We start from the raw sequence: 24,993 nt of genomic DNA, 5'->3' as shown, positions 1-24,993 counted from the left end.
GAGCTCCGATGCGAAACCAGCGCCATCACCGCCCTTCACCTGTAGGCGCGAATTCCTGCGCCTGATGGGGTGTGGTTTCCACGGGTTCAGCCGGACTGAGAAAATGATTGGCCGCCACTGCGAGGGCCGCACCCAGCAGCGGAGCCGCCCAGTACAGCCAGTGGGCCGTCCAGATGCCGCTGGCGAGCGCCGGGCCAAAGCTGCGGGCCGGATTCATGCTGGCTCCCGTGATCGGGCCGCCCATCACGGCCTCTAAGGCCACCACGCCGCCCACCACCCACGGCAACCCGGAACGCAGGGCCACGAGCAACAAAAAAAAGGTCATGACCGTTTCGAGAACAAACCCCTGTCCCACGCTTCCAGCAGGCACAGTCACGCCCACATTCCCCTTCATGCCGAACAGGGCCAGCAGCGTGAAGGCGGCCAAACTCGCGCCGAGCAGTTGGGCCAGCACATACGGCAGGGCGTGTGAGCGAGGGAATTTGCCTGCCAGCACCAGCGCAAAGGTGGCCGCCGGGTTGATGTGTGCGCCGCTGATGGGGGCCAGAGCCGCAATAACGGTGGCGACGGTGAGACCGAAGACCAATCCCACACCCGCATGTCCGAGCGCCCCGGTTTGCGCCTGCACCACGGCTGCACCGGGGCCGAAAAAAATCAGGGCAAATGTGCCGATGCCCTCGGCAGCCAGCGCCCGTGGGAGCGGGACAGACATTCAGCCCACCGCGACGGCGGGGCTGGCTTCGTAGGTGGCCGGGACAGGCTGACCCTCAGCCAAGGCTCCCACAAACGCATCAAATTGAACCTTGAGTTGATCGCGCACAGCCCGCCACCGATCTAGGCTGCCGCCACTGGGATCGGTGAAGGGGTAATGCAGGCGGTGGGTGTGGCCGGGATACACCGGGCAGGCTTCGGCGGCAGAATCGCAGACCGTGATGACGTACTCGAAGTTTTGGGCGTCTGGCACGTTCCACAGCGTTTTGCTGGTGTGCGCGTCCAGGCTCAGGCCTAGCTCGTTCATCACCGTCCTGGCATCGTCCTTCACGCGGGTGGCCTCGGTGCCTGCCGAATGCACCTCCAAATCAAAGCCCAGCCGCCGCGCCGCGTCACGGGTAAGGGCTTCGGCCATCTGCGAGCGGGCCGAATTGTGGGTGCACAGAATCAGAACACGGGTCATGTTCCGCCTAGCATATCGAATTATTTTGATGCGTCAAGTGGACAGGCTGGGCAAAAATTTCGGTGAGTAGTGAGCCACCCAAAATGAATAACGGCTCTGGGCGAAGCGCGTAGTACATATTCTTGCCCCGCTGTTCGGCCCACACCAGATCGGCGTCGCGCAGGATGCCCAGGTGATAGGAGACTTTAGATTGGGGCAGAGCTTCAAGGTCACAAACGCAGCGTTCGCCCCCCGCCAAGTACCGCACCAGATCAAAGCGAATCTCGTGCGATAGGGCTTTAAGTTGGTCAAGAACAGTGGGGGCAGCAACAGCGGTGGTCATCCATCCATTCTAGTTGATGAATTGGCAGCCGACGCAGCAGCTACAGCCGATTCGTTTATTCGTCGTCCTCATCCACATCTTCGTCAAAGTCTTCCCCGTCGAAGTCCTCGCCGTCGTCCAATTCTGCCGAGTCGGAGTCTTCGTCGCGCCAGTCCTTGATGATCGGCGTGCGGCGTACATCTTCGCGGGGGGCGTTGAGGGTGTCCTCGGCGGCCTCGCCACTCAGGACGGCCTGAGCGCGGCGCAAGATAGCGAGGTCGTTGGGCGACTGTTCATAGCGTTCGGCCAGGTAGGCGGCTACCCAAGCGCCGAAGTACCACAGGCCCAACTGGGCCGCGTACCCGCCCACCTCTTCCTGAAAATACGGCACATGCATCACTTCATCGATGCGCGAATCCAGGATTTCACGGGCCACCATCAGCGCGGGATCGGCGTCGCCCAACAGCAGCGCGATTTTGCCGTCGCCCTTTTCGTGCTGGGCCTCGAACGCGCCTGTGACGAAGGGCAGTGGATCGCCCATGACTGGAATACTCAGCGTTTTGCCGATGCGGGCCAGCAGGCTCTGCCACGCCTGCGGTAAGGCTTCGGCGTCGGGCGCGGCCAACAGCAGCGGCGTGCGGCCCCACAAGCTCCACGCCAAATCGCGGGCGGGGTTGTCCTGCTCCACGCTGGGGGCGCAGCGGTAGGCCAGATCGGTCAGAAGCGCGTCGGCGGCCTGGGCCTGCTCGCCGTGCCCGGTAGCGTGGGCCAGAAACTGGGCAAAATGGTAGGTCGCCAGTGGGCCGCCCGGTACCAGCACATCTATTTCACTGGCGCTGCCGCCGGTGCTGATACGCCTGACCTTGGCTCCCGCGACTTCGGCCAGTTCCGCAAAGGTGCGGGCGGCGTCTCCGGCGTCGGCACTGTCCAGCACAAATTGCGTGCCCGTGCGGGTAAAGTTGACGGCCACGAGGGTTTCGGCCAATTGCACGGCCAGTGTGGCCTCGCCTACCCCGACGATGGCGTGCGGGGCTTCTTCGGCGCGGGTGGGGCCAGCGTAACTGCCGGGCAGGCGGGCCAGCAGCGCAAACAAGTCGCTGGCGGGGGCAGGAGCAGGAGGGATGGTCATACCGTCTAGCGTACATGGCGTAAGCACTCTGGGGGAGGCGCACAAGCAGCCCGGCCAGAGTCTCGACGGCGCAAAGGCAACCAAAAACACCGTTCAGAACAGAGATTCTGCCTTCACGCCCCTTTAACCTTGCGTGCTAGAATCCTGCGCGTGTCCTTTTGTTCTCGTCCCAATTCCAGTAGACACCGCTCGGTTCAAGGCGCTGCTGGAAGCCGCCCAAACAGAAACGCCGCCTTCTGGGGCGACGTGACTGGCTTACTCATGGATGGTGCACTCGACAGGACTCGAACCTGTGGCCTTTGGCTTCGGAGGCCAACGCTCTATCCACCTGAGCTACGAGTGCTTGCACAGATCCCGAACCGGAACCCACAAAGCTCAGGTAAAGTAGCACTTTGCATGAAGGAGATCAAGTGAAGAACAAGAAGTTCGTGAACGTCCTGCTGGGCGTTCTTGCATTGATGTTGGTGGTGGGCATGGCCTACCAGTTCACGCCGAACCTCGGCAGCCTCTTTAATCGCCAGACCGGAACGCCCGCCCTGAAAGTGAACGGCGAAACCGTGACGGTGGAAGAATTAGAAGCCCTGCGGCGCGGCAATCCTGTGCTAAGCACCACCGATACCGGGCTATTGGGCGATGATTTCAAGACCTACGTGGTGGCCCAAAAAGCCCGTCAGGTGCTGTACATTCAGGCCGCCAAAGACATCAACGTAAGCAAGGCCGACGTGAATGCCGAAGTGACCAAAGTGCGCGAGCAAAACAGCCTGACCGACAACAAGGCCTGGACGGACGCCCTGCAAGGTGCTGGCCTGACCGACGCAGCATTCCGCAAGCAGGTACGCGACGGCCTTGCCGTGCAGCGCAAGGTGGATTCCATCAAGGCCACTGCCGCGCCCGCCACCGACGCCGAATCGCAGCTGTACTACACGCTGAACAAAGACAACTTTGTCAGCGACGCCCGGATCGTGGGCCGTCAGATCGTGGTGGCCGATGAAGCCAAGGCCAAGAGCTTGCTGGCACAGGTGAAGGCAGGCGGCGACTTTGCGGCGCTGGCCACGGCCAACAGCACCGAAAACAAAGACCGGGGCGGCGCACTCGGCCCGCTAGAGAACGGCGCTCCCCGCCCGGTGGCTCAGGTTGCCTTGCCCGCAGAAGTCGGCACGGCGGCCTTTGCTCTCACCGAGGGCGGCGTCACCGACGTAATCAAGAGCGGCGGCAAGTTTTACATCGTGAAGGTGGAGAAGTTCCTCGCACCCGCACCCAAGCCGTTTGCCGAAGCCAAAACCGACGTGCTGACCGCCGTAAACGAGCAGAAGAAGAACGCCGCCGTAGAAGTGTGGGGCGACAAGTTGGCCGCCGACATGAAGATCGAATACGTAGACATCAACTGGAAAGCCGAAGACCCCACCGTGGCCAAAGTCGCGGGGCAAAACATTCCCTACTCGGAAGTGATCGGGCAAGTGGTGGGCAACGAGCAATTTACGGGCCTGTTGCAGCAGGTGCCCGCCGATCAGGCCGCGCAACTGGTGAACGGCATCCTGAAGCCACAAGTGGTACAAAGCCTGATTCAGGGCTACGCCGCCCGCAAAGTGGCGCAGGATCAGAAGTTGGCGCTGGCCGGAACGCGCCAGGAGCTAGTCGCAGCGCTGGCTGCCTACGGTGCGCGTGACGTGAAAGTGACCGACACCGAAGTGCAAAAGTACTACCTGGACAACATCAAGCAATTTGAAACGCCTGCCAGCGGCACAGTGAACGAGGCCAGCTTTAAAGAAAAAGCGCAGGCCGTGGCCTTCCGCAATAACTGGAACGGCAGCAACTTTACGCAGGCCGCCACCAAAGCGGGCGGCACTGTAAGCGAGCGCGGAGCCGTTACAGGCGGCGACGGTAAATTGGGCGAAGAACTGAACGCCGCCGTGTTTACTGCCAAGACCCTGAAAACCGCCGGAGAAGGCAGCCTGAGCGATGTGGTGCAAGTCGGCACGCGCTACTCGGTGGCGTATGTGGCCGACCTGAAACGCGCCGCAACCCAGCCCCTGAGTGCTGTTCGTACCCAGATAGAGCAGCAAGTGTTGGGCACCAAAAAGAATGAAGTGGGAACGGCTTTTGTGGCCAAACAGGTCGCGGCGCTTAAGCCCACCGACAACCTGAAAACCATCTTGGCCGCGCAGGAAAAGCGTGTGCCTAAAGCGGTTGCTCCGGCCACCCCGGCAGCGGGAACGCCTGCGACACCGGCCACAGGGACGGATGCGCCGGCCACCGAGACTCCAGCGACGGACGCTCCGGCGACAGAGACTCCGGCTACCGAAACGCCCGAGACTGAAACACCCTAATCCTCAACCCTCACCTGGGCGGCCCGCATGATGGGGCCGCCCAGGTGAGGGTTGAGATGGAGCGGAACCCCCCGTTACTGACACAACGTCTCCCCTGAGAGCGAGGAATCAAGTGCTTGTTGCTCTCCTTGAGAGGGGCTGGCTGCGAAGCAGACTGGGCTGGGCTGCCTCTGCGCCATTCGGCCCACGCCTCAGCTTGCCCCGGCCCGCTAGAATTGCCGACATTATGTCTTCTGTCCTGCCGTCGTCTGTCTTGCCATCTTCTGCGATGCCGCGAGTCTTTTCTGGAATCCAGCCTACGGGTGATCCCCATATCGGGAACTACTTCGGGGCCATGAAAAATTATGTGAAATTGGGCGATCAATTGGGCAAAAACTCTATTTATTGCGTGGTAGACCTACACGCGCCCACCAATCCCAGCGCCTATGATCCCAAATTCCTGGCCCAGCGCACCTTTGATATGGCGGTAGCCAATATGGCGGCGGGCCTAGACCCCGAAAAGGTCATCTTTTTTGTGCAGTCGCATGTGCCCGAACATACCCAACTGGCGTGGCTGTTTACAGTTATCACTCCGGTGGGCGAACTGGAGCGCATGACCCAGTACAAAGATAAGGCCGGAAAGCTGGAAAGTACCCCGGCGGGCCTGCTGATGTACCCGGTGCTTCAGGCCGCCGACATCCTGTTGTACAAGGCCGACACCGTGCCAGTCGGTGAAGATCAGGTACAACACATCGAACTGACCCGCGAGATTGCCCGCAAGTTTAACCATGCCTTTGGCGATACATTCCCGGAACCGAGGGCGGTGCTGGAAAAGGACGCGCTGCGGATTCCCGGACTGGACGGATCGGGCAAGATGAGTAAGAGCAAAGGCGAGGCCACCACCATCGGCATTCTGGAGCCGCTGGATTCGATCTGGCAAAAGCTACGGGTGGCCCCCACCGACCCCGCCCGCGTGCGCCGCACCGACCCCGGCGACCCCGACAAGTGCCTGATTGGGGATTATCACAAGCTGTTCAGCGATCTGCCCACGCTGGAAACTGTGTATAGCGGTTGCCGCACCGCTGGCATTGGCTGCGTGGACTGCAAAAAGCTCCTGCTGGGCAGCATGACCCAGGAACTTGCGCCCATTCAGGAGCGGGCCGCCGCGCTGCGTGCCGACCCCGATTTTGTGCGCGACGCCTTGTTGCAGGGTGCGCGTGATGCCCGCGCCATTGCCCAGCCCGTGTTCGAGGAAGCGCGGGAGAAGGTCGGATTTCTACGGTTTTGAATTCTGAAGTTGTGACTTCTGAGGTTGTGGGTGGATTGCTGAGTCTGGGGGGAAAGGTGTGGGCACGGCTGTAGCTCTGGCCCTCGCCCCCCAGACCAGTTTTGCCGTGCAGTTGCCCTGTTTCTCGGGTACGCTGGCAGAACTGACCTCGGCCCTGCGCTCTGGCCGGGTTCTGCCGCCCGAAGTGCCACTGCTGACCCTAACGCGGGAAGTATTGGCTTGGGCGCAGAGCTTTGGCGAATTGTATGCCGATGCTCAACCCGATCTGCTGCCCACTCTGGCCAGTGTGATCGCCCTGAAAGCCCGCCTGCTGCTGCCCCAGCTTCAGCCCGAGGCCGCCGAGGAAAGTTGGCCTGACGACCTGCTGGAAGAACTGGTAGAAGGCGTGGAAGCCCTGGCAGAACTGGACGCGCTGGTGGGTTTTTTGTCGGCCCGGAGGCGCGAACGGGAAGGACTGATTGCCGCCCGCGCCGTACCCGTGACCTTGCCCCGCCGCGAACGGCCACGCAACCCGCAGAGCAGCCTGAGTAAACTGGTGCGGGCCGCGCAGAACGCCGTGCGTCAGGTAGACGTGCCGTTGCTCTCCCGTGAACGCCTGACTTTGGCCGATGCTCTGGGCGCGCTCCGGGCCTTTGGAACCCGGCTGCGAACCTTCACTTTTGGGGGCATTCCGGCGCAGAACTGGGGCGAGCAGACCACGTATTTTGCTGCCCTGCTGGAAGGGGTCAAAGAGGGCATTTTCAGCGTGCTGCAGGACGACGTGAACGGAGAAATTCAGATCACGTCGCATCTGGAAGAAGGCTGATTCAGGGACCGAAATGCAAGGCCTTCAGTCCTAGGTCTGGTCGTCTACCGTGGCCCCTTCCGCAGCGCGGGTCACGGCTTCCATGCCTGCGCGGGCGGCACTTTCGCTGGAATAGGTCTCGCTGGTGCCGATGACCTGCCCATTGCGGGCCGTCAGGCTAAAGCGTAAGCCGCTGTCGTTCAGCACGAAGCGGGCGCTGTCGGCGGCGTTGGTCTGCACCGATTCCACGCCGTTCATTGCCCCGGCTTTGGCGGTATAGCGCTCGCTGGTCAGCACGATCTGGCTGTTCCCCGCGTGAAAATTGAACATAAATTGATCGCCGCTGCGCTTGACTACAAACTTTCCAGCCATAGTTTAGCCCCTTTTATGATGTGATTTTTATCACTGTACATCTTTTGGGCAGAAATGGGGGAGCAACACACCCGCTGTTGCCCCCATTTCCGTTTAGAGCATTTACCCGAATCATGGCATCAGAAAAAAGACTTCTGCTGCTTCTACTCTCCCAACTACTCGCTAAATTCACTCTCTTCGTTTGGTCAAAACAAACCACTCTTTTGACGAATGCTCCAAGAGCGCCGCTTGAGCTTTACGCCATCATTTCCTCTCGCGTTTTGCTGAGGTACACGGCCACTTCATCGGCGCTGCGAACATCGGTCAGTGGCACGTAATGGTGCTGTCCATCGGGGCTGCCGCTCCTGGTCAGCTTGATCTGATCACCTTCCAGATGATCTACCGTGCCCACATGCTCGCCATTGATGTCTCTGACCTGCAGGTGTTCGGTGATCTGCGCCCGCAGGCTTTCCATCGCCTTGTCGTCGAGGGTTTGCAGGTCGCTGTCGGTCATGGCTTGGTCGTTTCCGGTCATAAGAACCTTCCTTTCGCCCGTGCTGGCGCTGTTCTCATGGGACGCCCTGCATGTGGGACAGGCATGAGCAGGCGGCGAAGGCCCGCTGATGCTTGTCTGACGAAAGGCTGATGCTGGGCCAACTTACGGGCGTGCAAAAGCGGCGGCGGCCTGCACCTGCTCGGCGCTGGGACGCACCCCCGTATACAGCACGAACTGTTCCAGCGCCTGAAGTTCGATGACTTCTGCACCAGTAATCACGGGCTTGCCGTGTGTGCGGGCGGCCCGAATCAGCGGGGTTTCAGCGGGAGAGGCCACCACATCCATTACGGCCTGCGCCTGTGCAATCTGCGCCGGGGCAAAGGCCAATGCCCCCGCTTCCGGGCCGCCCGCCATGCCGATGGGCGTCACGTTGATAAGCAGTTGAGCTTCTTCGGGCTGAGGTTGCCAGTGTTCAGGCTGCCAGACGAATTGGCTGTCCTGTGTCGCTAAATCGTGCGCCAACGCCCGCCCCGCCGCCTCGTTGCGGGCCAAAATCGTACCGGAGGTAAATCCAGCGTCGCGCAGGGCAAAGGCCACTGCCCGCGCCATGCCGCCGCTCCCACGTAACGCAAAACGCAGTGCCGGGTTTACATGATGCTGGGTCAACAACTGCCGCACCGCCAGGTAATCGGTGTTGTAGGCGTGCAGCACGTTGCCCTCATTCACGATGGTATTCACCGATTGCAACACGGCGGCAGAAGCATCCAGCCTATCCAGATACGGAATGCAGGCTTCCTTGAACGGCATGGAAACTGCGCAGCCGCGAATGCCCAGCGCCCGGATTCCGGCTATGGCGGCAGGTAGATCGGTGGTGGTGAAGGCCTTGTAGAGAAAATCGAGGCCCAGCGCGTCATACAGGTGGTTGTGAAAGCGTGTGCCGAAATTGCCGGGGCGGCCCGACAGACTCATGCACAGTTGCGTGTCCTTGTTGATCGGCGGCTTCATCCCGCCCATCACCCTACGCATCCAGCCCAAGCATCAGATTCAGGTTCTGCACGGCGGCTCCGCTGGCCCCCTTGCCCAAGTTGTCGAGGCGGGCGGCCAGCAGCACCCGGCCTCCTGTCTGGCTGGCGTTTCCGCTGGCATAGACGAACAATTCCAGATCATTCGTGCCGTTCAGCGTTTGGGGGTCTAGGATGGCCGGATTTTCGGCAGGCGGCGTAACCCGCACGTACTGTTGCCCGGTGTAGTGGGCGGCCAGCGCGGTATAAATCTGCTCCGCACTGATGCCCAGTTCTTCTAAATGCAGCGGGATGGTGACCGTCATGCCCTGCGCCCACGCGCCCACGTTCGGCACAAATATGGGCGTGCGGGTCAGGCCGCCGTAACGCATCATTTCGGGAATGTGCTTGTGATCCAGGCCTAAGCCGTAGCTCAGGAACTCGCCGCGCATCGGATGGGACTGATCCTGCTCGTGGGCGTCGACGAGGGCGCGGCCCCCACCACTGTAGCCGCTGTAGCCCTGAATCTGCACCGGATGATCGGCAGGGAGCAGGCCCGCCGCCGTGAGGGGAGCCAGCAGCGCAATCGCACCCGTGCTGTAGCAGCCAGGATTGGAGACGAAGCGGGCCGTGCGTATGCGTTCAGCTTGCCCCCCATTCAATTCCGGAAACCCGAACGCCCAGCCCGCGTCTACCCGGTGGGCAGTACTGGCGTCCAGCAGACGGGCGTGCCGGTTGGTCGTCAGGGTCACGGCTTCGCGGGCGGCGTCATCGTGCAGGCACAGAATGCTCAGGTCAGCGGCGTTCAGCAGTTCGGCGCGGGCCTGCGGGTCCTTGCGGCGGGTGGGATCGATGCTCAGCACCTCTAGATCGGTGCGTCCCGCCAGCCGTTGCCGGATTTGCAGGCCCGTGGTTCCGGCCTCGCCATCAATAAAAATCGTGGGTTTGAAAGTTGATGTCATGGATTGTCCTCCTGCGGAGTATGTGCTTGCCACTCGCTGTGCAGCAGGCCATACGTGGCGTCGTCCGTCCATTCTCCCCGGTGCCAGTAGCTCTGGCGGGTGGTGCCCTCATGCCGGAACCCGGCGCGAACGAGCAGGGCAGCGGCGGCCTGATTGCGCGGGTCGATACTGGCGTATACACGGTGCAGCTCGTGCGAGCCAAACAATTGCCCAAGCAACAGCCTCAGCCCCTCAGAAGCGAGGCCGCGCCCCTGTGCACCGGGGGCCAGCGTGACCCCCAGTTCGGCTTGCTGGCCCATGCCCCGCACGGCGAAATCTCCCAGCAATTCACCGGATTCGGCATCGGCAAACGCCACCTGAGTCCATCCCTCTTGCCCCAGCGTGCGGCCCTGCATGGCGGCCACCAGAGCTTCGGCGTCAGCCAATGTATAGGGCAGCACCCAGCCCTGATAGTGGGCCACAGCCGGGTCGTTGCGGTAGGCGCAGAGGGCCGGGGCATCGGCGGGAATCAGGGGGCGCAGCATCAGGGGAGGCATGGCGGCGCGGGGCATGGCGGCAGCGTATCAAGCCAGAGCTTCATTCAGGCGCTTACCAACGCGGCTTGGTCGCGCCCAACAGGTGATACATCAACGCCTTTTGCGCGTGCAGACGGTTTTCGGCCTGATCGAACACGCGGCTTTTGGGGTGTTCGGTGGCTTCCGGCACAGTTTCCTCACCGTAGTGGGCGGGCAGGCAGTGCAGGAAAATACCGTGTGGCGCGAGGGTATCCAGCATTTGCGGCGTCACCTGATAGCCCTGAAAAGCGCGGCGGCGAATATCGGCTTCAGCTTCCTGCCCCATGCTGATCCACACGTCTGTATACAACACGTCTGCGCCCGCGATGGCCCCCAAATCGTTGGTCAGGGTCACGTTCGCGCCGCGCTTCACAGCGTCCATCAGGACTGCGCCGTTGGGTTCGTAGCCCACCGGAGTCACGATGGTGACCTCTGTGCCCGTCAGGATGCCCATGTGAATGTGGCTGTTGGCGAGGTTGTTGCCGTCTCCGATGTACACCACGCGCCTGCCGGTCAGGTCGGTGCCAAATTCCTGCTCGATGGTCTGGTAATCGGCCAGCAGTTGCGCCGGGTGCAGCATGTCCGACAGGCCGTTGATGATGGGAATGGAAGCGTGGTCTGCAAGTTCATGCAAGGTTTGCTGCAAATACACGCGGCCCATCACGCCGTCGACCCAGCGTTCCAGATTGCGGGCCACATCCGACACACGCTCACGGGTACCCAGGCCAATTTCGGCGTTGCTGAGCGTGATCGCGTGCCCGCCCAACTGATACATGCCCACGTCGAAGGTGGTGCGGGTTCGCAAGGACGCCTTCTCGAACACCAGCGCCATGCTGAGGCCCGACAACGGTTTCACACCGCGCCACTCGCCCCGGCGCATAGAGTGGGCCGTATCCATGACCACGCGCAGTTCAGCGGCGCTCATGTCCAGATTGCTCAGGAAGTCGCGTCCTGCCAGCACGGGGGCGGGCAAAGTTTCGGGCGTGTGCAGGAAAGGCGCAGAGGCCTGTGCAACTGCTTGGGCCGCTGCCTTTTTAACTGCTTTGTCCGACTGTTTCGGTGTGTTGGTGGCCTTGCTGTCCTTCGGCATAGGCGGGGAGTATACAGGAGATTTATGCAATTTAATGCATTTAATTGCAGCAGGAGCGAACCACGCGCTGGCCTAAGCCGACTAGCCTATCCCCTTACCCACCAGCCGCTAGGGTAACGCCATGTTGAAGGTTGATGTATTGGGCCGCCCCGCCGAAGACAACGCGCTGTGGGCCACGCTGGACGGTGGGCAGGGCCAGACCCGCCTGCTGCTGGATTGCGGCGCGGGCACGCTGGACGCCGTGCCGTTCAGTCACCTTCAGGCCGTAGACGCGGTGCTGTTTTCGCATCTCCATATGGATCATGTGGGCGGCTTCGATACGCTGTTTCGGGCCATTTTTGATCGGCCATCAGCGGCAACGACTGGAAATCAGGTATGGGGGCCACCGGGAACGGCCCGCATCCTGTCTCACCGATTCCGGGGCTACTGGTGGAACCATGCCCCCGAACTGGACGGCGTGTGGCATGTCCACGACGTACACGAGCAGCACATTCACTCTTACCGCTTTGAGGCACACGAGGCCTTTGAAGTGGCGCACGATGAGGGCCAGCGGGCACATGCCGGCCTGATTCTGAACACACCGCACTTCAGTGTGGAAGCCTTGCCCCTGCACCATCACGGCGTCAGCCTCGGCTACGTGGTGCGCGAGGCGGGCCGGGTCACGGTGAACACGGGCGCACTGGCCGAACTGGGCCTGAAACCGGGCGCGTGGCTGGCGCAGCTTAAGGCGGGGGCAGAGGGAATGCTAAATGTGAACGGCGTGTCACACGATGCCGCCGCCCTCAGAGCGCACCTGCTTCAGCACACGCCGGGGCAAAGCTTCGCCTACCTCACCGATTTTGTGCTGACGCCTGCCGAACAGGAGCGGCTGGCCCCCAAGCTGGCAGGCGTGCAGACGCTGTACCTGGAGGCCCAGTACCTACCCGAAGATGCGGCGCTGGCCGAGCGGCATCAGCACACCACTGTGGAGCAGGGCGCGGCACTGGCAGCCGCAGCAGGCGTGGAGCAATTGGTATTGCTGCACCTCTCCCGCCGCTACCGTGCCGAGCGTTGGCCCGAATTTTTGGCAGCAGCGCGGGCTATCTTTCCCGCGACTGATTTTCCGGCGGGGTGGCTGGGTGAGTCTAGATAATCCACATCTCGCCTAAAGCTCCTTAAGCTTCAGCCCTTCCCCGCCCCACCGAGTACCCTGGTTCCCATGACGCTCGCCCTCTTCGATTCGCATATGCACACGCCGCTGTGTGGGCACGCGGCAGGCACGCCCACCGAATACGCGCAGGCGGCGCTGGACGCGGGCCTCAGCGGGGTCTGCTTTACCGACCACATCCCCATGCCCGCGTGGTACGACGCGCCGTGGCGCATGCGGCTGGATCAGTTGCAGGAGTACCGCGAGAGCGTTCTGGTTGCCCGCGAAGCCTTTGCCGGGCGGCTGGAAGTTCGGCTGGGGCTGGAGGCCGACTACCATCCCGGCACTGAGCGCTTTGTCGAAGGCGTGCTGGAGGCGCATTCCTGGGATTACGTGATCGGCAGCGTGCATTACATCGGCGCGTGGGGCTTTGATAATCCGGAGTTTGTGGCCGAGTACGACGCCCGCGATCTGGGCAGCATCTACCGCCACTATTACGCCCTGTTGGAAGGCGCGGCCCGCACGGGACTCTTTGACGCACTGGGGCACCTGGATTTGCCCAAAAAGTTCGGTCACCGCGACCCCGACGGTTACGCGGCCCTGCACGCGCTAGACGTGGTGGCCGAGCGCGGTATGAGTCTGGACTTCAATACGGCAGGCTGGAGAAAACCCGTGCGCGAGGCCTACCCCGCCCCCGACCTGACCCGCGCCGCCGCTGAACGTGGCATTGGCTTCGTGCTGGGCAGCGACGCGCATCAGCCACAGGAGGTGGGCTATCACTTTACCGAGGCGCTGAAACAGATTCATGATGTGGGAGGCCGCGTGGTGAACTACGCGGGGCGGGTGCGACATGGCTAACGTGCATGAAACCGAACAGGCCGGGGCAGGCGTGAACCGCAAGCAACTGGCGAACGTGCTGAAAACCACCGCCGACCTGCTGGAGTTGCTGGGTCAGGAGGTGTTCCGGGCCAATGCCTACCGGAGCGCGGCCCGCAGTCTGGAGGCGCTGGACACCGACGCCGCCGAGCTGGTGGCCGCTGGCTTTGCGGGCGTGCCGAAAGTGGGCAAAAGCATCGCCGCCGAACTGTTGGCCTACGCCGAGTGCGGCACGTTTGCACCGCTGGAAGACGCCGCCAGTCAGGTTCCGCCGGGCGTGCTGGGCCTGTTCCGGGTACGCGGGCTGGGGCCAAAGAAAATCCGTGCCCTCTGGGACGCCGGAACCGATTCGCTGGAGTCGTTGCGCGAGGCAGCGCACAACGGACAATTGGCCGCCCTGAAAGGCTTCGGGGCCAAAAGTGCAGCCACTATTCTGGCGGCGGTGGATTTTGCCCTGGCCGCACAGGAACGCCAGCATCTCAGCACCGGATTGGATGTGGCCGAGGCATTGGCCGCCCGCCTGCACGGCCTGGACGCCCGCATTTCCGGCGACGTGCGGCGGGGTCTGGATACAGTTCGCAGCGCCCGCGTGACCGTGACCGCCACGCCTGAAGAAGTGATGGCGCGGGTGGGCAATTGGGTGGAAGACCTCTCCCTGGTGGGCAATAAACCACTGCTGGGCGGGCGGGTAGACGGCGTGCCTGTAGAAATCGCCTACAGCACCGCCGACGCACGCGGCGCACTGGACTTGATGATGGGCAGCGGCGCGGCGTACCGGGAAGAACTGCGGGCTGAAGCGGCGGCGAGAGGCTTCGATCTCAGCGGGCGCGGGCTGATGCGTGGTGGTGAAGTGATTGCCACGCCTACAGAGCAAGAAGTGGCCCACCAATTGAGTCTGTCCCTGCGGCCCGCCGAGTACCGCGAACCCGAACATGATGGCCTCTGGCAAACGCTTCCTGATCCCGCCGAACTGGTCACGGTGGCCGATCTGCGCGGCATGATCCACACCCATTCCACCTGGTCAGACGGGGCCAGCTCTGTACGCGACATGGCGGCGGCAGCCGTGAAGCTGGGGCATGAATTTCTGGGTACAGGCGACCACTCACGGGCGGCGCACTACGCGAACGGCATGAGCCTGGAGCGGTTGAGGGCGCACATTCAGGAGGTGCGGGAGTTGCAGGCGGCGGGCGTGCCCGTGATCGCCGGGGCGGAAGTGGACATTCTGGACGACGGCTCGCTGGATTACCCTGACGAGGAACTGGCGGCGCTGGATTACGTGGTGGGCAGCGTCCACAGCCTGTTTACGATGGACGAGGCGCGGCAGACCGAACGGTTGGTGCGGGCGGCCTCTCACCCGCTGATTACGGTGCTGGGCCACCCCACAGGCCGCCTGTTGCTGCGCCGTCCAGGGTACGCGATGGATCTGGAAGCCGTGCTGGGTGCGTGCGAGGCCAACAGCACGGTGGTAGAAATCAATGCCAACGCCTACCGCCTCGATCTGGACTGGCGCGACGTGCTGCGCTGGCGGGATCGCCTGACTTTTGCCATCAACACCGACGCACACGTGCCTGGAGGCCTTGCCGATACCCGCTACGGCGTGGCAGTGGCCCGCAAAGCTGGTCTGACTCCGGCAAAGGTGATCAACACGTTGGGGCAGGCCGACTTTTTGGCGTTCGTGGCACGGCAACGGGCAGCGCGGGCTTCATGAGCCGTCTGAACCTGTGACCGATCTTGCCATTTGGTCTTCTTTTGTGCGTTCTGGCTTGACTTAAACCGAAGATGCACCGATAGTGAACGCATCTTAAAACCAACGTACCTTTAAGGAACTCTTGAGGTGCGTGCGTGTTCAACCTTGCCTGTGCGGAGGGTTGTGCAGGAGGCTCAAACATGAACCGAACCAAGCTCAAGCTTTCTGCCGCTGCTGTCCTGGCCGTCACTGCCAGTCTCGCCTTTGCCCAAAAAGTAGAAAACCCCGTGCCTATCGGCGTGGCCGTGGCCCAAACCAGCAACACGGCGCTGCTGGGGCAAGAACAGGTCATTGGGGCCAGATTCGCCGAGAAGTACCTGAATGCACGCGGGGGCATCAACGGCACGCCCTTCAAACTGGTCTTTCAGGATGCGGCGGGCGATGAAAACAGCGCCATCAACGCCTTCCAGAACCTGATCACCAAGGAAAATGTGGTGGGCATCGTGGGGCCGACGCTGTCTCAGCAGGCCTTTGCCGCCGACCCGATTGCCGACCGCGCCAAAGTGCCTGTGCTGGGGCCAAGCAACACCGCCAAGGGCGTACCACAGATCGGCAACTACATCGCCCGCGTGTCGGCTCCGGTGGCCGTGGTCGCTCCCAACGCCATCCGCACCGCGCTCCGTCTCGATCCCAAAATCAAGAAAGTGGCCGTGCTGTACGCCCAAAATGACGCTTTCTCGGTCAGCGAAACCGGAACCTTCCAGGAAACTGCCAAAGCGCAGGGCCTCACGGTCAGCACTGTGCAAAAATTCCAGACCACCGACACCGACTTCACCACGCAGGTCACGGCCGTCCTGAATGCCGATGTAGACCTCGCCATCGTATCGGGCCTCGCAGCCGACGGCGGCAACCTCGTCAAGCAATTGCGTCAGTTGGGCTACAAGGGCCTGATCATCGGCGGCAACGGCCTGAACACCTCCAACATGTTCCCCGTATGCCAGAAACTCTGCGACGGCGTGATCATCGCGCAGGCCTACAGCCCCTCGCAGCCCAGCGCGGCCAATCAGGTCTTTGTTAAAGAATACCGCGCCCAGTACAAGAAAGATCCCCCGCAGTTTGCCGCGCAGGCTTATGCTGGCGTGCAGGTATTCGTGGAAGCTCTGCGTGCCGTAGACCGCAAAAAGAAGCTGAATACCTGGGATCTGGATGCTTTGCGCGTCGAACTGAACAAGCAAATCTTGCTGGGCAAATACAATACGCCGCTGGGTCTGATTTCCTTTGACAAAGAAGGCGAAGTGGTGCAAAAAGACTTCTACGTGGCCCAGATCAAGATGAAAGACGCCAAAACTGGCTCCTTTGTCTTCCTCAAATAAGGCCAATTCAATTTAGTTTCTCAGCGCCGCCCACATTCAGCCCTGGCTTTGCTGAATGTGGGCGGCGAGATGTTGATTGACCGTGTTGATTGAATGTATTGACTGAATGCGTCGCCTTTAGTACGCCCGCGAGGAGAGCTATGGAACTGAGTTCGTTTGTACAAAACCTGATGAACGGGCTGGCGATTGGCAGTGTGTATGCCATTTTTGCGCTGGGCTATACGCTGGTCTTCTCCATTTTGGGCATTATCAATTTCGCGCACGGGGCGGTCTTTACTCTCGGCGCGTACTTTACCTATACGTTGGTGGTGGGCCAGTTCGAAAACAACGGTCTACTCAAGGGAATCAACCTGTTTCCAGACGGCTCGCCTTTTTCGGGCAGCGCGGTGATGTTCGGTCTGGCTACGATTCTGGGCGCGTGTGCCGCGGGGGCGATTGCCGTGCTGATCGAGCGACTGGCCTTCCGGCCCATGCGCTCACGCGGCGCTGATCCCTTGCTGGCGTTGGTCAGCAGCCTCGGCGTAGCGCTCGTAATCGTGAACCTCATTCAGTTACTCGTAGGCGCTGAAATCTATAACTTCCCCTCCGACGCTTACGGCGAAGTCCGGCCCGCACTGAGTTTCCAGATTGGCGACAAGGTTGTCATTATCCGCACCGTGCAACTGATCATCTTTGCCGTCAGTCTGGTGATGCTGGCCGTGCTGGGCTACGTGATCGGGCGCACCAAAGTCGGCAAGGCGCTGCGGGCGGTGGCCGAAAGCCCCAGCACCGCCAGCCTGCTGGGCATCAGCGTAGACCGCTTTATTCTGATCACCTTCTTCCTGTCGGGCTTTCTGGGTGGGCTGGCCGGAACATTGGTGGGCACGGCGTTTGGTGTGGCCGGGCCGTACTTCGGCGTGGTCTACGGTCTGAAGGGACTGGCCGTGATCGTGCTGGGCGGGCTGGGCAGCATTCCGGGTGCAGTGGCAGGCGGGCTGGTCATCGGGCTGGCTGAAGCCTTTGTACCCGCCGAATACAGCGCCTACAAAGACGCGGTGGCCTTTGCCCTGCTGTTCGTGATTTTGCTGGTGCGCCCGCAGGGACTCCTGGGCCGCAACCTGATTCAGAAGGTGTAGCGAGTTGGCTCTGAAGCTATGGGCTGTGGGCCATGAAGACCAGAGATTTGTACGGAAGATGTATGAGCGATGCAGTTGATTTGTGGTTTTAGCTCCGCTGCAAAGCGGAGGCTGGGACTCGTATGAGCTACGAAGTAGAGGGGGTAAATCGGGCATGGCAGCACTCAAACCAATAACGATTTCAGAACAACGCGCAGGACGACCATGAGCGACTTTCTGCAAAGCTACGGCTTCCTGATCGTCACGCTGATTCAGGCTGGACTGCTCGGCCTCAGCCTGTACTTTCCGCTGATGGCCGGGCAATTGAGCCTCGCCAGCCCCGGCTTTTATGCACTGGGCGGGTATGTGGCCGCCATCATGCTGACCAATCCGGCCTTTGCTGGCCTGCGCGACACGCTGGGCAACGGGATATTTCCGCTGACCTGGCTGGCGGCGGGCCTGCTGTGCGCCCTCGCGGGCGTGATCGTGGGCGTTCCGGCGCTGCGGCTGCGCGGCATTTACCTGGCGCTCGCCACCATCGCCTTCGTCGAAATCCTGCGCGTCGTGTCGCTGAACCTGGCCATTACCGGCGGAGCCATCGGCATCTTCGGCATTCCGCAGGCCTTTGGATTTCAGGATCGCTGGCAATACCTGCTGATTTTTGGGCCACTTCTGGCGCTGGTGCTGGCCTTCACCTATATGCTGCAAAAGTCGCGTGTGGGCCGCGCTTTCCGGGCCATCCGGGAAGATGAACTGGCCGCCGACGCGATGGGGGTGCCGCCGACTCAATACAAGGTGCTGGCCTTCGTGATCGGGGCCGTGATCGCGGGCATCGTGGGGTCTATGAGTGCGCCGTTCCTGAACACCTGGAATGCCAAACAGGGCACTTTCGACGCCTCTATCGCCATCCTCGCCTTCGTGCTGATCGGCGGTTCGCGCAGTATGTGGGGGCCAGTGGTGGGCGGCGCACTCCTGACGGCCGTGCCGGAACTGCTGCGCTTCCTGCAAGATTGGCGCCTCGTCATCAACGGCCTCGTGTTGGTCATTGCCAGCCTGTACCTGCCGCAAGGGATTGTGGGTGCACTGGGCAAATTCCGCAAATCGCCGCCCCCAGCCCGCCCGCCTGTGGCCCCAGCACCGGATGCCAAAGGGGGCACAGTATGACCGCTGCACTGACCAAAACAGCCTCTAGAACCGTGCTGGAAGCCCGCAACATGACCCGCCGCTTTGGCGGCCTGATTGCCGTGAACGACGTGAGTTTCGATGTACGCGAAGGTGAGATTTTTGGGCTGATCGGGCCGAACGGGGCGGGGAAAACCACCCTGTTCAACCTGATGACGGGCCTGACGCCGGCCAGCAGCGGCACTTTGATGTACGAGGGTCGCCCCGTATTGGGCCTCGCACCGCACCGGGTCGCCGCGCTTGGCATGAGCCGCACATTTCAGAATATCCGGCTGTTCAAGGCGTTATCGGCGCTGGAAAACGTGAAAATCGCCCAGCATACCCGCACGCATGCCGGACTGTGGCGCGGCATTTTTGGAGCCAACCGCGCCGAGGAAGCGCAGGTGGAGCGGCGAGCATGGGAACTGCTGGATCTGGTGGGCCTGTCTGACCGGGCCGGGGAGGAGGCTGGAAACTTCAGCTACGGCGACCAGCGCCGCCTGGAAATTGCCCGTGCCCTGGCGACCGAACCCCGCGTACTGCTGCTGGACGAACCCGCCGCAGGCATGAACACCTCGGAAAAGGGCGGCCTGACCGCCTTTATCCGGGAAGTGCGTGACCGATTCGACCTGACCGTGATGGTCATCGAACACCATGTGCCGCTGGTGATGAACCTGTGTGACCGGGTGGCCGTGCTGAACTTTGGGCAACTGATTGCGATGGGCGACCCGGCCAGCGTGCAGCGCGATCCCAAGGTCATCGAAGCGTATCTGGGGGGAGAATGACGACTGCATCAATGACCACAGGAACGCCGCTGCTGAGCATCGAGAATATGAGCGTGAACTACGGCGCGATTCAGGCCGTGCGTGACCTGAACGTGACCGTGAACGAGGGCGAGGTCGTGACCCTGATCGGGGCCAACGGCGCGGGAAAAACGACCACCTTGCGGGCCGTATCGCGCCTGCTGAAGCCGGTGGCGGGCCGTATTCTCTTCATGGGCCGCGATATTACCCGTCTGCCCGCCGATGAAGCCGTGAAACTGGGCATTGCCCAGAGTCCGGAAGGACGGCAGGTGCTGGCCCGCCAGAGTGTGCAGGACAACTTGGAGTTGGGCGGCTACACCCGCAGCAACGCCGAAGTGAAGGCCGATATAGACCGAATGTATGGCCGGTTTCCCCGCCTGGGAGAGCGCCGAAGCCAGATGGCTGGCACCTTGTCGGGCGGCGAACAGCAGATGCTCGCCATTGCCCGCGCCCTGATGAGCCGCCCCAAGTTGCTGCTGCTTGATGAACCCAGCCTCGGCCTCGCGCCCATCATCGTGCGCGAAATCTTTGACATCATTCGGGAACTTAACGCGCAGGGCGTGACGATTTTGCTGGTGGAACAGAATGCGCGGCTGGCGATGCAGAGCAGCCACCGAACCTATGTGCTGGACGCGGGCCAACTGACTTTACAGGGCAACAGCGCCGAACTGGTCAGCGATGAACGGGTCTTGCAGGCGTACTTGGGAGGCTAAAACCACCCGTTTCCAGAGCCAAAAAAGCGGACGCGGCAGCCCCCCTCACAGGACTGCCGCGCCCATTATTTGTCGCAATTTGAATCTGACTTCAACCCAGATTCGGTAGAGCTTTGCTCTGCTTCCGCTTTAGCGGGTGCCGAATTCCTGTGCCCAGTAGGTGCCGTAGGTGCTGCCGGGGCGGTAGGTGTAACCCGCGCCCATTTCCCTGAATTTGGGATCCATCAGGTTCTTGCAGTGGCCGGGGCTGTCGATCCAGCCCTGCACTACGTTCTGCACAGTGTAACCAGCAGCGATATTTTCGCCCAACGACTTCCAGTTCGTGTAGCCAGCGGCCTCGGCCCGCATAGTGATGGAGGTGCCTTCAGGCGACACGTGGGCAAAGTAGTTGCGGGCGGCCATATCTGCTGTGTGGGCGCGGGCTGCCGCCGCCAGAAAGCCGTTCCAGGTAACGGGCGTGGTGGCCGCATACGCCACGTCGCCGCAGGTACGGGCCACGGCGCGGGCCGCGTTCACTTCGCGCAGCACCTGGGCTTCTTCGGCGCTCATGGTCTGGCTTCCAGCGTCCTGCGCTTTGGCGGTAGGCGCAGTGGCCTGCGGCGCAGGCGGCGTGGGGGCCGTGCCGCCACCGCAGGAAGTCAGGGCGGCGGCTCCAATGATAGTCAGGGTCAGGGCGGTCAGGCGAGCAGCTTTGATCTGGAGCATGAGGGTGTTCCTTTTTCGCACTGAGAGAGTGCTGTGCGGTTGAAGTACCCCTACCTTAGAAATCACAGGCTGTCAGACCGCTCACAGGATCAATCATTAACGTCACAACGCCGATAACCCGGCTCTGCATGTACGAAACTCCTCACCCACCGCCCATCTGGGGGACGTTATGTGGCTCCACATCGCCCCGAGCTCTCGTGTTGACCCAGAAACGACCTGCGCCGAGGTCACTTCACACCGGCCCCTATACTTGAGCTTCGCCTGCACATGTTGCCCAGGCTGTCTGACACACGTTCGGAAAACCCTGAATCCGATCTGATGCCTAAATTAAGATTCTGATCCTTCCACAAGGCTGACAAGAGGCCTGCCCCGTCTGGAAACGACAGGGCAGGTTCAGGAATGTGCTGGTCGACTTTGAAGCGACTTCAGCGTGTGAGACTCAGCTTTTGGGGATGTCTATATCGAACAGGGCCCGCACGAATTCCTGACTGTCGAAAGGTTGCAGGTCGCCCGCCTGCTCGCCCACACCGATAAATTTGATGGGCACGCCCAGTTCGCGCACAATCGGAATCAGGATGCCGCCCTTGGAGGTGCCGTCCAGCTTGGTCACGATGACGCCTGTAAGCGGCGTAGATTCGTGGAATTTTTTGGCCTGCTGAAGCCCGTTTTGCCCGGTCACGGCGTCCAGCACCAGCCACACTTCGCCCGGTTCGCCGGGGTCGGCCTTCTCGATCACGCGGCGCACCTTCTTCAATTCTTCCATCAGGTTGTGCTTGTTGTGCAGCCTTCCTGCCGTATCCACAAACAGCAGGTCGGTGCCGCGTGCTGTACGGGCCGCCGCGCCGTCGAAGGCCACCGCTGCCGGGTCGCTGCCGTCTGCGCCCTGAATGACCGGAATGCCGAGGCGCTCGCCCCACACGCCCAACTGCGTGCCCGCCGCCGCCCGGAAGGTGTCCCCGGCGGCAAACATCACGCTCTTGCCCCGCGTCATGTAGTACTGACCCAACTTGGCAATTGTGGTGGTTTTGCCCACTCCGTTCACGCCGATGACCATGATCACGTGCCCTTTGGGGTCGACGCGGCCCCGGCTGGCGTCTGGCGCAAAGCCCAATTTGCGGAACTCGGCCCGGCGGGCATCGGGTTCCAGTTGCAGGGTCAGGGCTTCCATCAGGGCTTCCTGCAAATTGGTTTTCTCGCTGCGCTTGATGTCTTCTAGAATTTCTTCGGTGGCGGCGCGGCCCACGTCTGCGGCAATCAGGGCATATTCAAGGTCTTCGATGGAATCCAGACGGTTGGTAAATACGTCCCGTACATCGTTGCCGAGGAATCCGGCGGTGTCGTTGATCTGCTTGCGCGTTTTGCTGAGGCCGTCGCGCAGACGCTCCAGCCAACTCATAGATTGACCGCGAACAAGTGGTGAGGGGGAACAAGAAAAGACAGCATGACCCTACGATAGCGCGGCCTGCGCCAGCAAACCGGGATGCTGGTCAAGAACTCAGCCTGACTGTTGCTCCCGCGCTTCCCGCACCAGCAGCAGCTTCAGCGTACTCAGGCGGCCTTTGCTGAACACACCCTTGATCAACACACGCTCCCCGGCAGCCAGCACGGGGATGTGGTGCCCATACAGGCGTTCGAGTTCGGCGTCGCCCGTAACGTCCACCTCCGCAAAACGGTAGTCCAGCGCCAGCAAATGCGCGTGCGCCTGCTCGCACAGATGGCAGCCGGAACGACTGTAGAAGGTCAGTTCAGGCAGGAGGAGAGCTGGCGAGACAGATTCGGGCGACAAGGGTTCGGTAGACATGGCTTCGGGGGACAGGGCTCAGCTCTGGACAGGAACGGGCACGGGCCGGGTCAACAACACCATGGACTGCACGGGCGCGTACATGTCGTTGGAGGTAATCAGGTCGCCCACGCTCGAAAAGGTACGCAGGACTTGGCCGCCTTGCCGCACGGCGAAAATCTGGCCGTCGTTGGTAATCTGCAAGAGCCAAGGCGCGTCGGTGGGTTCGCCTACGAGGGTTTCCAGGGTAAAGGTGACGCCGGGCGTGCCATCCACCTCGATTTTGCGGATTTTGCGGGCCACTCCGTCCACGATATAGACCGCGCCGTAGCCGTCTATGCCCAGACCTTCCAACGGGCGCAGGCTCTCGCTGCTCCGATCCAGTCGGAAGGCGTACCGGCTGATGTATTCGCCCTGCGCCGTAAATCTCTGCACTTCGTTGTTGCCGCTGTCGAGGATATAGACGTGGCCGTCAGGGGCGGCCACGATGGTGCGCGGGCGCTCGAAGCGGCCCAGTCCCTGCCCGCGTCCGCCAAAGCTCCGCACAAACCGGCCTTCGGTGGTGTACACATTCACGTGGTGGGCCTCGCCGTCCAGCACATACACATGGCCCTGCGCAACGGCAATTCCTACGGGGTGAAGGAGGTCGCCCTCGCCGAGGCCGTAAGCCCCGAACGCCAGAATCTCGCGGCCATCGGGGGAATGCTTACGAATCAAAGCCCCCGTTTTGGCCTGGCGGTACTCCAGCAGGGTCACATACAGGTTGCCCTCGGCGTCGCCCGCCATCGCGTTGGGCACACTGGGCAAATTCCCCTCGGCATTGCCCTGATCGCGCATACTGACCCGCAATTTGCCCTTCAAATCCAGCAGACGCAGCGTGCCACGTTTTTCCTGCACACTCATCGCCAGTGTCACAGGGTCAGTAAAAATCTCATCGGTCAGTACTCCCGCATCTATTCGGGTCATCACTTCATCCAAGGTGGGCCGCATGGCCGGGTCTTTTTCGATCATGTTCAGGATCAGGTCGTTCAGCTTGCCCGGCACCTCCAGGCGCACCTGCTTGGGCGGCTTGGGCGACTCGAACACCTGCTGATGCACCACTGCCTCGTAGCTGCCCTTGAAGGCGGTTTGCCCCGTGACCATCTCGTAGGACAGCAGACCCAGCGAGTACACGTCGCTCCGGGCGTCGACGCGGTTGCCTTTGGCCTGTTCCGGGGCCATATAAATCGGCGTGCCCACCCGCGCTCCTGTCATGGTCAGGCGGGTCAGTACCTTGCCCACCGCGATGCCGAAATCCATCAGTTTGATGCCGCCTTCACGCAGTTGCCCTTCGACAAAGGCGTTCTTGACGACCATGACGTTGGCAGGTTTGATGTCGCGGTGAACCACGTTCTGCATATGAATGTGGCGCAGGGCGTCGGCCAGGGCGCGAATAACCTGCACGCCTTCCGGAAAGCTCATGGTGCGGTTTTCCAGCACGGCTTCCAGGCTGTCGCCGTCGAGGAACTCCATGGCGATGTAATGCTCCTGCGGCTGCATGCGGTAGTCGTAGACCCGCACCACGTTGGGGTGATTGAAGCGTTTCAGCACCTCGGCCTCGCGGTAGAAGCGCTTTACGAATTTGGCGTCTGCGAGGTATCTTTCCTGCGGTACTTTCAGAGCCACGATGCGGCCATCTTGCCGCCTGCGGGCGCGGTACACGCTGCCCATGCCGCCAATGCCGATGCGGTCTAACACCTCATAGTCCTGAAAACGCAGATCGGTGGCCGTTTGGGTCAGGGTGGCGCGGCGAGACGGCGGGGGTGCGGGCGGCGCTGTACGCTGCACACGCACCGGCTGACTGGGCTTGGGCGTGGGCCGCATAGAAGGCGGAAAGCCGCGCCCACCCAACAGAAATACACCACTGGCGACCAATACGGCCACCACGCTCAGCACTCCCTGAGTCCGGTCGAGCGCCAGTAGCCCGCCCCCGGAACCCACGGCCAAGGCGACCAGTACAGTGGCGATGCCAACGCTGAGGACAGCCACCAACACAGCCAAAACCCGCTCACCAGCCCGCACGGTCAGGAGCAGGCCAGCCACGAACAGCGCGGCCAGAAGCAGCAGGTTCAAAGGCCGCTCCTCACAGAGCAAGCGGCAGGCGGCGGGTGCAAAAAGGGCGTCATGTCCTCCTAGTTATACCGGACAGGTCTTGCGCTGGACTTACGGCGTTCCACAAAAGGGAAAGCAAGAAGCGCTG

Annotated in this window: 25 protein-coding genes and 1 tRNA gene; 11 read left to right on the top strand and 15 right to left on the bottom strand. The window is 61.8% G+C overall.

Features of this window, described 5'->3' with window-relative positions; all coding sequences use genetic code 11:
* Positions 1 to 25: 25 nt before the first annotated feature.
* From M1R55_RS12295 to M1R55_RS12275, 5 genes are all read right to left on the bottom strand, one after another.
* On the bottom strand, positions 26 to 712 hold the full coding sequence (locus M1R55_RS12295) for an MIP/aquaporin family protein (RefSeq protein ID WP_249392043.1): 687 nt from the start codon (positions 710 to 712) through the stop codon (positions 26 to 28).
* On the bottom strand, positions 713 to 1,174 hold the full coding sequence (locus tag M1R55_RS12290; protein ID WP_249392042.1) for an arsenate reductase ArsC: 462 nt from the start codon (positions 1,172 to 1,174) through the stop codon (positions 713 to 715).
* 7 nt (positions 1,175 to 1,181) lie between these two features.
* Positions 1,182 to 1,496: a helix-turn-helix transcriptional regulator gene (locus M1R55_RS12285; RefSeq protein WP_249392041.1), complete on the bottom strand. Its 315-nt coding sequence runs from the start codon at positions 1,494 to 1,496 to the stop codon at positions 1,182 to 1,184.
* Positions 1,497 to 1,551: 55 nt separating this feature from the next.
* Positions 1,552 to 2,604 carry an SIS domain-containing protein gene (locus tag M1R55_RS12280; protein ID WP_249392040.1) on the bottom strand — a complete coding sequence of 351 codons (1,053 nt, stop codon included), beginning with the start codon at positions 2,602 to 2,604 and terminating at the stop codon, positions 1,552 to 1,554.
* A gap of 266 nt (positions 2,605 to 2,870) precedes the next feature.
* A tRNA-Arg gene (locus M1R55_RS12275) sits at positions 2,871 to 2,947 on the bottom strand.
* A gap of 67 nt (positions 2,948 to 3,014) precedes the next feature.
* Here M1R55_RS12275 and M1R55_RS12270 point away from each other — a divergent pair.
* From M1R55_RS12270 to M1R55_RS12260, 3 genes are all read left to right on the top strand, one after another.
* Positions 3,015 to 4,931 carry a peptidylprolyl isomerase gene (locus M1R55_RS12270; RefSeq protein WP_249392039.1) on the top strand — a complete coding sequence of 639 codons (1,917 nt, stop codon included), beginning with the start codon at positions 3,015 to 3,017 and terminating at the stop codon, positions 4,929 to 4,931.
* Positions 4,932 to 5,199: 268 nt separating this feature from the next.
* Positions 5,200 to 6,198, top strand: a complete 999-nt coding sequence (trpS, locus tag M1R55_RS12265) for a tryptophan--tRNA ligase (protein ID WP_249392038.1) — start codon at positions 5,200 to 5,202, stop codon at positions 6,196 to 6,198.
* A 58-nt stretch (positions 6,199 to 6,256) separates the two neighbouring features.
* Positions 6,257 to 7,003 carry a ScpA family protein gene (locus tag M1R55_RS12260; protein ID WP_249392037.1) on the top strand — a complete coding sequence of 249 codons (747 nt, stop codon included), beginning with the start codon at positions 6,257 to 6,259 and terminating at the stop codon, positions 7,001 to 7,003.
* 30 nt (positions 7,004 to 7,033) lie between these two features.
* Here M1R55_RS12260 and M1R55_RS12255 read toward each other — a convergent pair whose 3' ends face one another.
* The 6 genes from M1R55_RS12255 to argF form a co-directional block, all read right to left on the bottom strand.
* Positions 7,034 to 7,354 (bottom strand): YegP family protein, encoded by a 321-nt coding sequence (locus M1R55_RS12255; protein WP_249392036.1) that lies wholly within the window; start codon positions 7,352 to 7,354, stop codon positions 7,034 to 7,036.
* Positions 7,355 to 7,589: 235 nt separating this feature from the next.
* Entirely contained in the window at positions 7,590 to 7,868 is a 279-nt protein-coding gene (locus M1R55_RS12250; RefSeq protein ID WP_249392035.1) for a DUF2171 domain-containing protein, read from the bottom strand.
* Between the two features lie 123 nt (positions 7,869 to 7,991).
* Positions 7,992 to 8,834 carry a shikimate 5-dehydrogenase gene (locus M1R55_RS12245; protein ID WP_249392034.1) on the bottom strand — a complete coding sequence of 281 codons (843 nt, stop codon included), beginning with the start codon at positions 8,832 to 8,834 and terminating at the stop codon, positions 7,992 to 7,994.
* Positions 8,835 to 8,847: 13 nt separating this feature from the next.
* A complete protein-coding gene (argC, locus tag M1R55_RS12240) occupies positions 8,848 to 9,792 on the bottom strand; it encodes an N-acetyl-gamma-glutamyl-phosphate reductase (protein WP_249392033.1) in 945 nt (314 codons plus the stop codon).
* Positions 9,789 to 10,343, bottom strand: coding sequence for a GNAT family N-acetyltransferase (locus M1R55_RS12235; RefSeq protein WP_249392032.1), 555 nt, complete (start codon positions 10,341 to 10,343; stop codon positions 9,789 to 9,791). Before M1R55_RS12235 ends, argC begins: the two co-directional genes overlap by 4 nt.
* Before the next feature lie 37 nt (positions 10,344 to 10,380).
* Complete coding sequence (gene argF, locus M1R55_RS12230) at positions 10,381 to 11,271, bottom strand: ornithine carbamoyltransferase (protein ID WP_371827190.1); 891 nt, start codon at positions 11,269 to 11,271, stop codon at positions 10,381 to 10,383.
* Between the two features lie 286 nt (positions 11,272 to 11,557).
* Between argF and M1R55_RS12225 the strand changes: the two genes are divergently transcribed.
* The 8 genes from M1R55_RS12225 (at position 11,558) to M1R55_RS12190 (ending at position 20,269) form a co-directional block, all read left to right on the top strand.
* Entirely contained in the window at positions 11,558 to 12,568 is a 1,011-nt protein-coding gene (locus M1R55_RS12225) for an MBL fold metallo-hydrolase (protein WP_249392030.1), read from the top strand.
* Positions 12,569 to 12,634: 66 nt separating this feature from the next.
* Positions 12,635 to 13,420: a histidinol-phosphatase HisJ family protein gene (locus M1R55_RS12220; RefSeq protein ID WP_249392029.1), complete on the top strand. Its 786-nt coding sequence runs from the start codon at positions 12,635 to 12,637 to the stop codon at positions 13,418 to 13,420.
* Positions 13,413 to 15,146 (top strand): DNA polymerase/3'-5' exonuclease PolX, encoded by a 1,734-nt coding sequence (locus M1R55_RS12215; RefSeq protein ID WP_249392028.1) that lies wholly within the window; start codon positions 13,413 to 13,415, stop codon positions 15,144 to 15,146. The genes M1R55_RS12220 and M1R55_RS12215 overlap by 8 nt, the downstream gene beginning before the upstream one ends.
* Before the next feature lie 179 nt (positions 15,147 to 15,325).
* Positions 15,326 to 16,498, top strand: coding sequence for an ABC transporter substrate-binding protein (locus M1R55_RS12210; protein WP_249392027.1), 1,173 nt, complete (start codon positions 15,326 to 15,328; stop codon positions 16,496 to 16,498).
* A gap of 140 nt (positions 16,499 to 16,638) precedes the next feature.
* Positions 16,639 to 17,613, top strand: coding sequence for a branched-chain amino acid ABC transporter permease (locus tag M1R55_RS12205; protein ID WP_249392026.1), 975 nt, complete (start codon positions 16,639 to 16,641; stop codon positions 17,611 to 17,613).
* A gap of 204 nt (positions 17,614 to 17,817) precedes the next feature.
* Entirely contained in the window at positions 17,818 to 18,756 is a 939-nt protein-coding gene (locus M1R55_RS12200; RefSeq protein WP_249392025.1) for a branched-chain amino acid ABC transporter permease, read from the top strand.
* On the top strand, positions 18,753 to 19,538 hold the full coding sequence (locus M1R55_RS12195; protein WP_249392024.1) for an ABC transporter ATP-binding protein: 786 nt from the start codon (positions 18,753 to 18,755) through the stop codon (positions 19,536 to 19,538). Before M1R55_RS12200 ends, M1R55_RS12195 begins: the two co-directional genes overlap by 4 nt.
* A 29-nt stretch (positions 19,539 to 19,567) precedes the next feature.
* Complete coding sequence (locus M1R55_RS12190) at positions 19,568 to 20,269, top strand: ABC transporter ATP-binding protein (RefSeq protein WP_371827189.1); 702 nt, start codon at positions 19,568 to 19,570, stop codon at positions 20,267 to 20,269.
* A 129-nt stretch (positions 20,270 to 20,398) separates the two neighbouring features.
* Here the strand turns inward: M1R55_RS12190 and M1R55_RS12185 are convergent, their stop codons facing one another.
* From M1R55_RS12185 to M1R55_RS12170, 4 genes are all read right to left on the bottom strand, one after another.
* Positions 20,399 to 20,974 (bottom strand): CAP domain-containing protein, encoded by a 576-nt coding sequence (locus M1R55_RS12185; RefSeq protein WP_249392022.1) that lies wholly within the window; start codon positions 20,972 to 20,974, stop codon positions 20,399 to 20,401.
* 439 nt (positions 20,975 to 21,413) lie between these two features.
* Entirely contained in the window at positions 21,414 to 22,370 is a 957-nt protein-coding gene (gene ftsY, locus M1R55_RS12180; protein WP_249392021.1) for a signal recognition particle-docking protein FtsY, read from the bottom strand.
* 99 nt (positions 22,371 to 22,469) lie between these two features.
* The gene (locus M1R55_RS12175) at positions 22,470 to 22,775 is read right to left on the bottom strand and encodes a glutaredoxin family protein (RefSeq protein ID WP_249392020.1); all 306 of its coding nucleotides are present in this window, start codon (positions 22,773 to 22,775) and stop codon (positions 22,470 to 22,472) included.
* 18 nt (positions 22,776 to 22,793) lie between these two features.
* On the bottom strand, positions 22,794 to 24,866 hold the full coding sequence (locus M1R55_RS12170; RefSeq protein WP_249392019.1) for a protein kinase: 2,073 nt from the start codon (positions 24,864 to 24,866) through the stop codon (positions 22,794 to 22,796).
* Between the last annotated feature and the right edge of the window lie 127 nt (positions 24,867 to 24,993).

Origin of the sequence: Deinococcus sp. QL22 (genome assembly GCF_023370075.1) — a bacterium.
GTDB lineage: Bacteria > Deinococcota > Deinococci > Deinococcales > Deinococcaceae > Deinococcus.
Note: the sequence above shows the minus strand (reverse complement) of the source record. Positions and strands in the feature narration are given on the sequence as shown.

Excerpts from the sequence above, each read along its gene's own strand:
- M1R55_RS12295 (WP_249392043.1), bottom strand. The coding sequence starts at position 712 with ATGTCTGTCCCGCTCCCACGGGCGCTGGCTGCCGAGGGCATCGGCACA.
- M1R55_RS12290 (WP_249392042.1), bottom strand. The coding sequence starts at position 1,174 with ATGACCCGTGTTCTGATTCTGTGCACCCACAATTCGGCCCGCTCGCAG.
- M1R55_RS12285 (WP_249392041.1), bottom strand. The coding sequence starts at position 1,496 with ATGACCACCGCTGTTGCTGCCCCCACTGTTCTTGACCAACTTAAAGCC.
- M1R55_RS12280 (WP_249392040.1), bottom strand. The coding sequence starts at position 2,604 with ATGACCATCCCTCCTGCTCCTGCCCCCGCCAGCGACTTGTTTGCGCTG.
- trpS (WP_249392038.1), top strand. The coding sequence starts at position 5,200 with ATGCCGCGAGTCTTTTCTGGAATCCAGCCTACGGGTGATCCCCATATC.
- M1R55_RS12255 (WP_249392036.1), bottom strand. The coding sequence starts at position 7,354 with ATGGCTGGAAAGTTTGTAGTCAAGCGCAGCGGCGATCAATTTATGTTC.
- M1R55_RS12250 (WP_249392035.1), bottom strand. The coding sequence starts at position 7,868 with ATGACCGGAAACGACCAAGCCATGACCGACAGCGACCTGCAAACCCTC.
- M1R55_RS12245 (WP_249392034.1), bottom strand. The coding sequence starts at position 8,834 with ATGAAGCCGCCGATCAACAAGGACACGCAACTGTGCATGAGTCTGTCG.
- argC (WP_249392033.1), bottom strand. The coding sequence starts at position 9,792 with ATGACATCAACTTTCAAACCCACGATTTTTATTGATGGCGAGGCCGGA.
- M1R55_RS12235 (WP_249392032.1), bottom strand. The coding sequence starts at position 10,343 with ATGCCCCGCGCCGCCATGCCTCCCCTGATGCTGCGCCCCCTGATTCCC.
- argF (WP_371827190.1), bottom strand. The coding sequence starts at position 11,271 with ATGAGCGCCGCTGAACTGCGCGTGGTCATGGATACGGCCCACTCTATG.
- M1R55_RS12225 (WP_249392030.1), top strand. The coding sequence starts at position 11,558 with ATGTTGAAGGTTGATGTATTGGGCCGCCCCGCCGAAGACAACGCGCTG.
- M1R55_RS12220 (WP_249392029.1), top strand. The coding sequence starts at position 12,635 with ATGACGCTCGCCCTCTTCGATTCGCATATGCACACGCCGCTGTGTGGG.
- M1R55_RS12215 (WP_249392028.1), top strand. The coding sequence starts at position 13,413 with ATGGCTAACGTGCATGAAACCGAACAGGCCGGGGCAGGCGTGAACCGC.
- M1R55_RS12210 (WP_249392027.1), top strand. The coding sequence starts at position 15,326 with ATGAACCGAACCAAGCTCAAGCTTTCTGCCGCTGCTGTCCTGGCCGTC.
- M1R55_RS12205 (WP_249392026.1), top strand. The coding sequence starts at position 16,639 with ATGGAACTGAGTTCGTTTGTACAAAACCTGATGAACGGGCTGGCGATT.
- M1R55_RS12200 (WP_249392025.1), top strand. The coding sequence starts at position 17,818 with ATGAGCGACTTTCTGCAAAGCTACGGCTTCCTGATCGTCACGCTGATT.
- M1R55_RS12195 (WP_249392024.1), top strand. The coding sequence starts at position 18,753 with ATGACCGCTGCACTGACCAAAACAGCCTCTAGAACCGTGCTGGAAGCC.
- M1R55_RS12185 (WP_249392022.1), bottom strand. The coding sequence starts at position 20,974 with ATGCTCCAGATCAAAGCTGCTCGCCTGACCGCCCTGACCCTGACTATC.
- ftsY (WP_249392021.1), bottom strand. The coding sequence starts at position 22,370 with ATGAGTTGGCTGGAGCGTCTGCGCGACGGCCTCAGCAAAACGCGCAAG.
- M1R55_RS12175 (WP_249392020.1), bottom strand. The coding sequence starts at position 22,775 with ATGTCTACCGAACCCTTGTCGCCCGAATCTGTCTCGCCAGCTCTCCTC.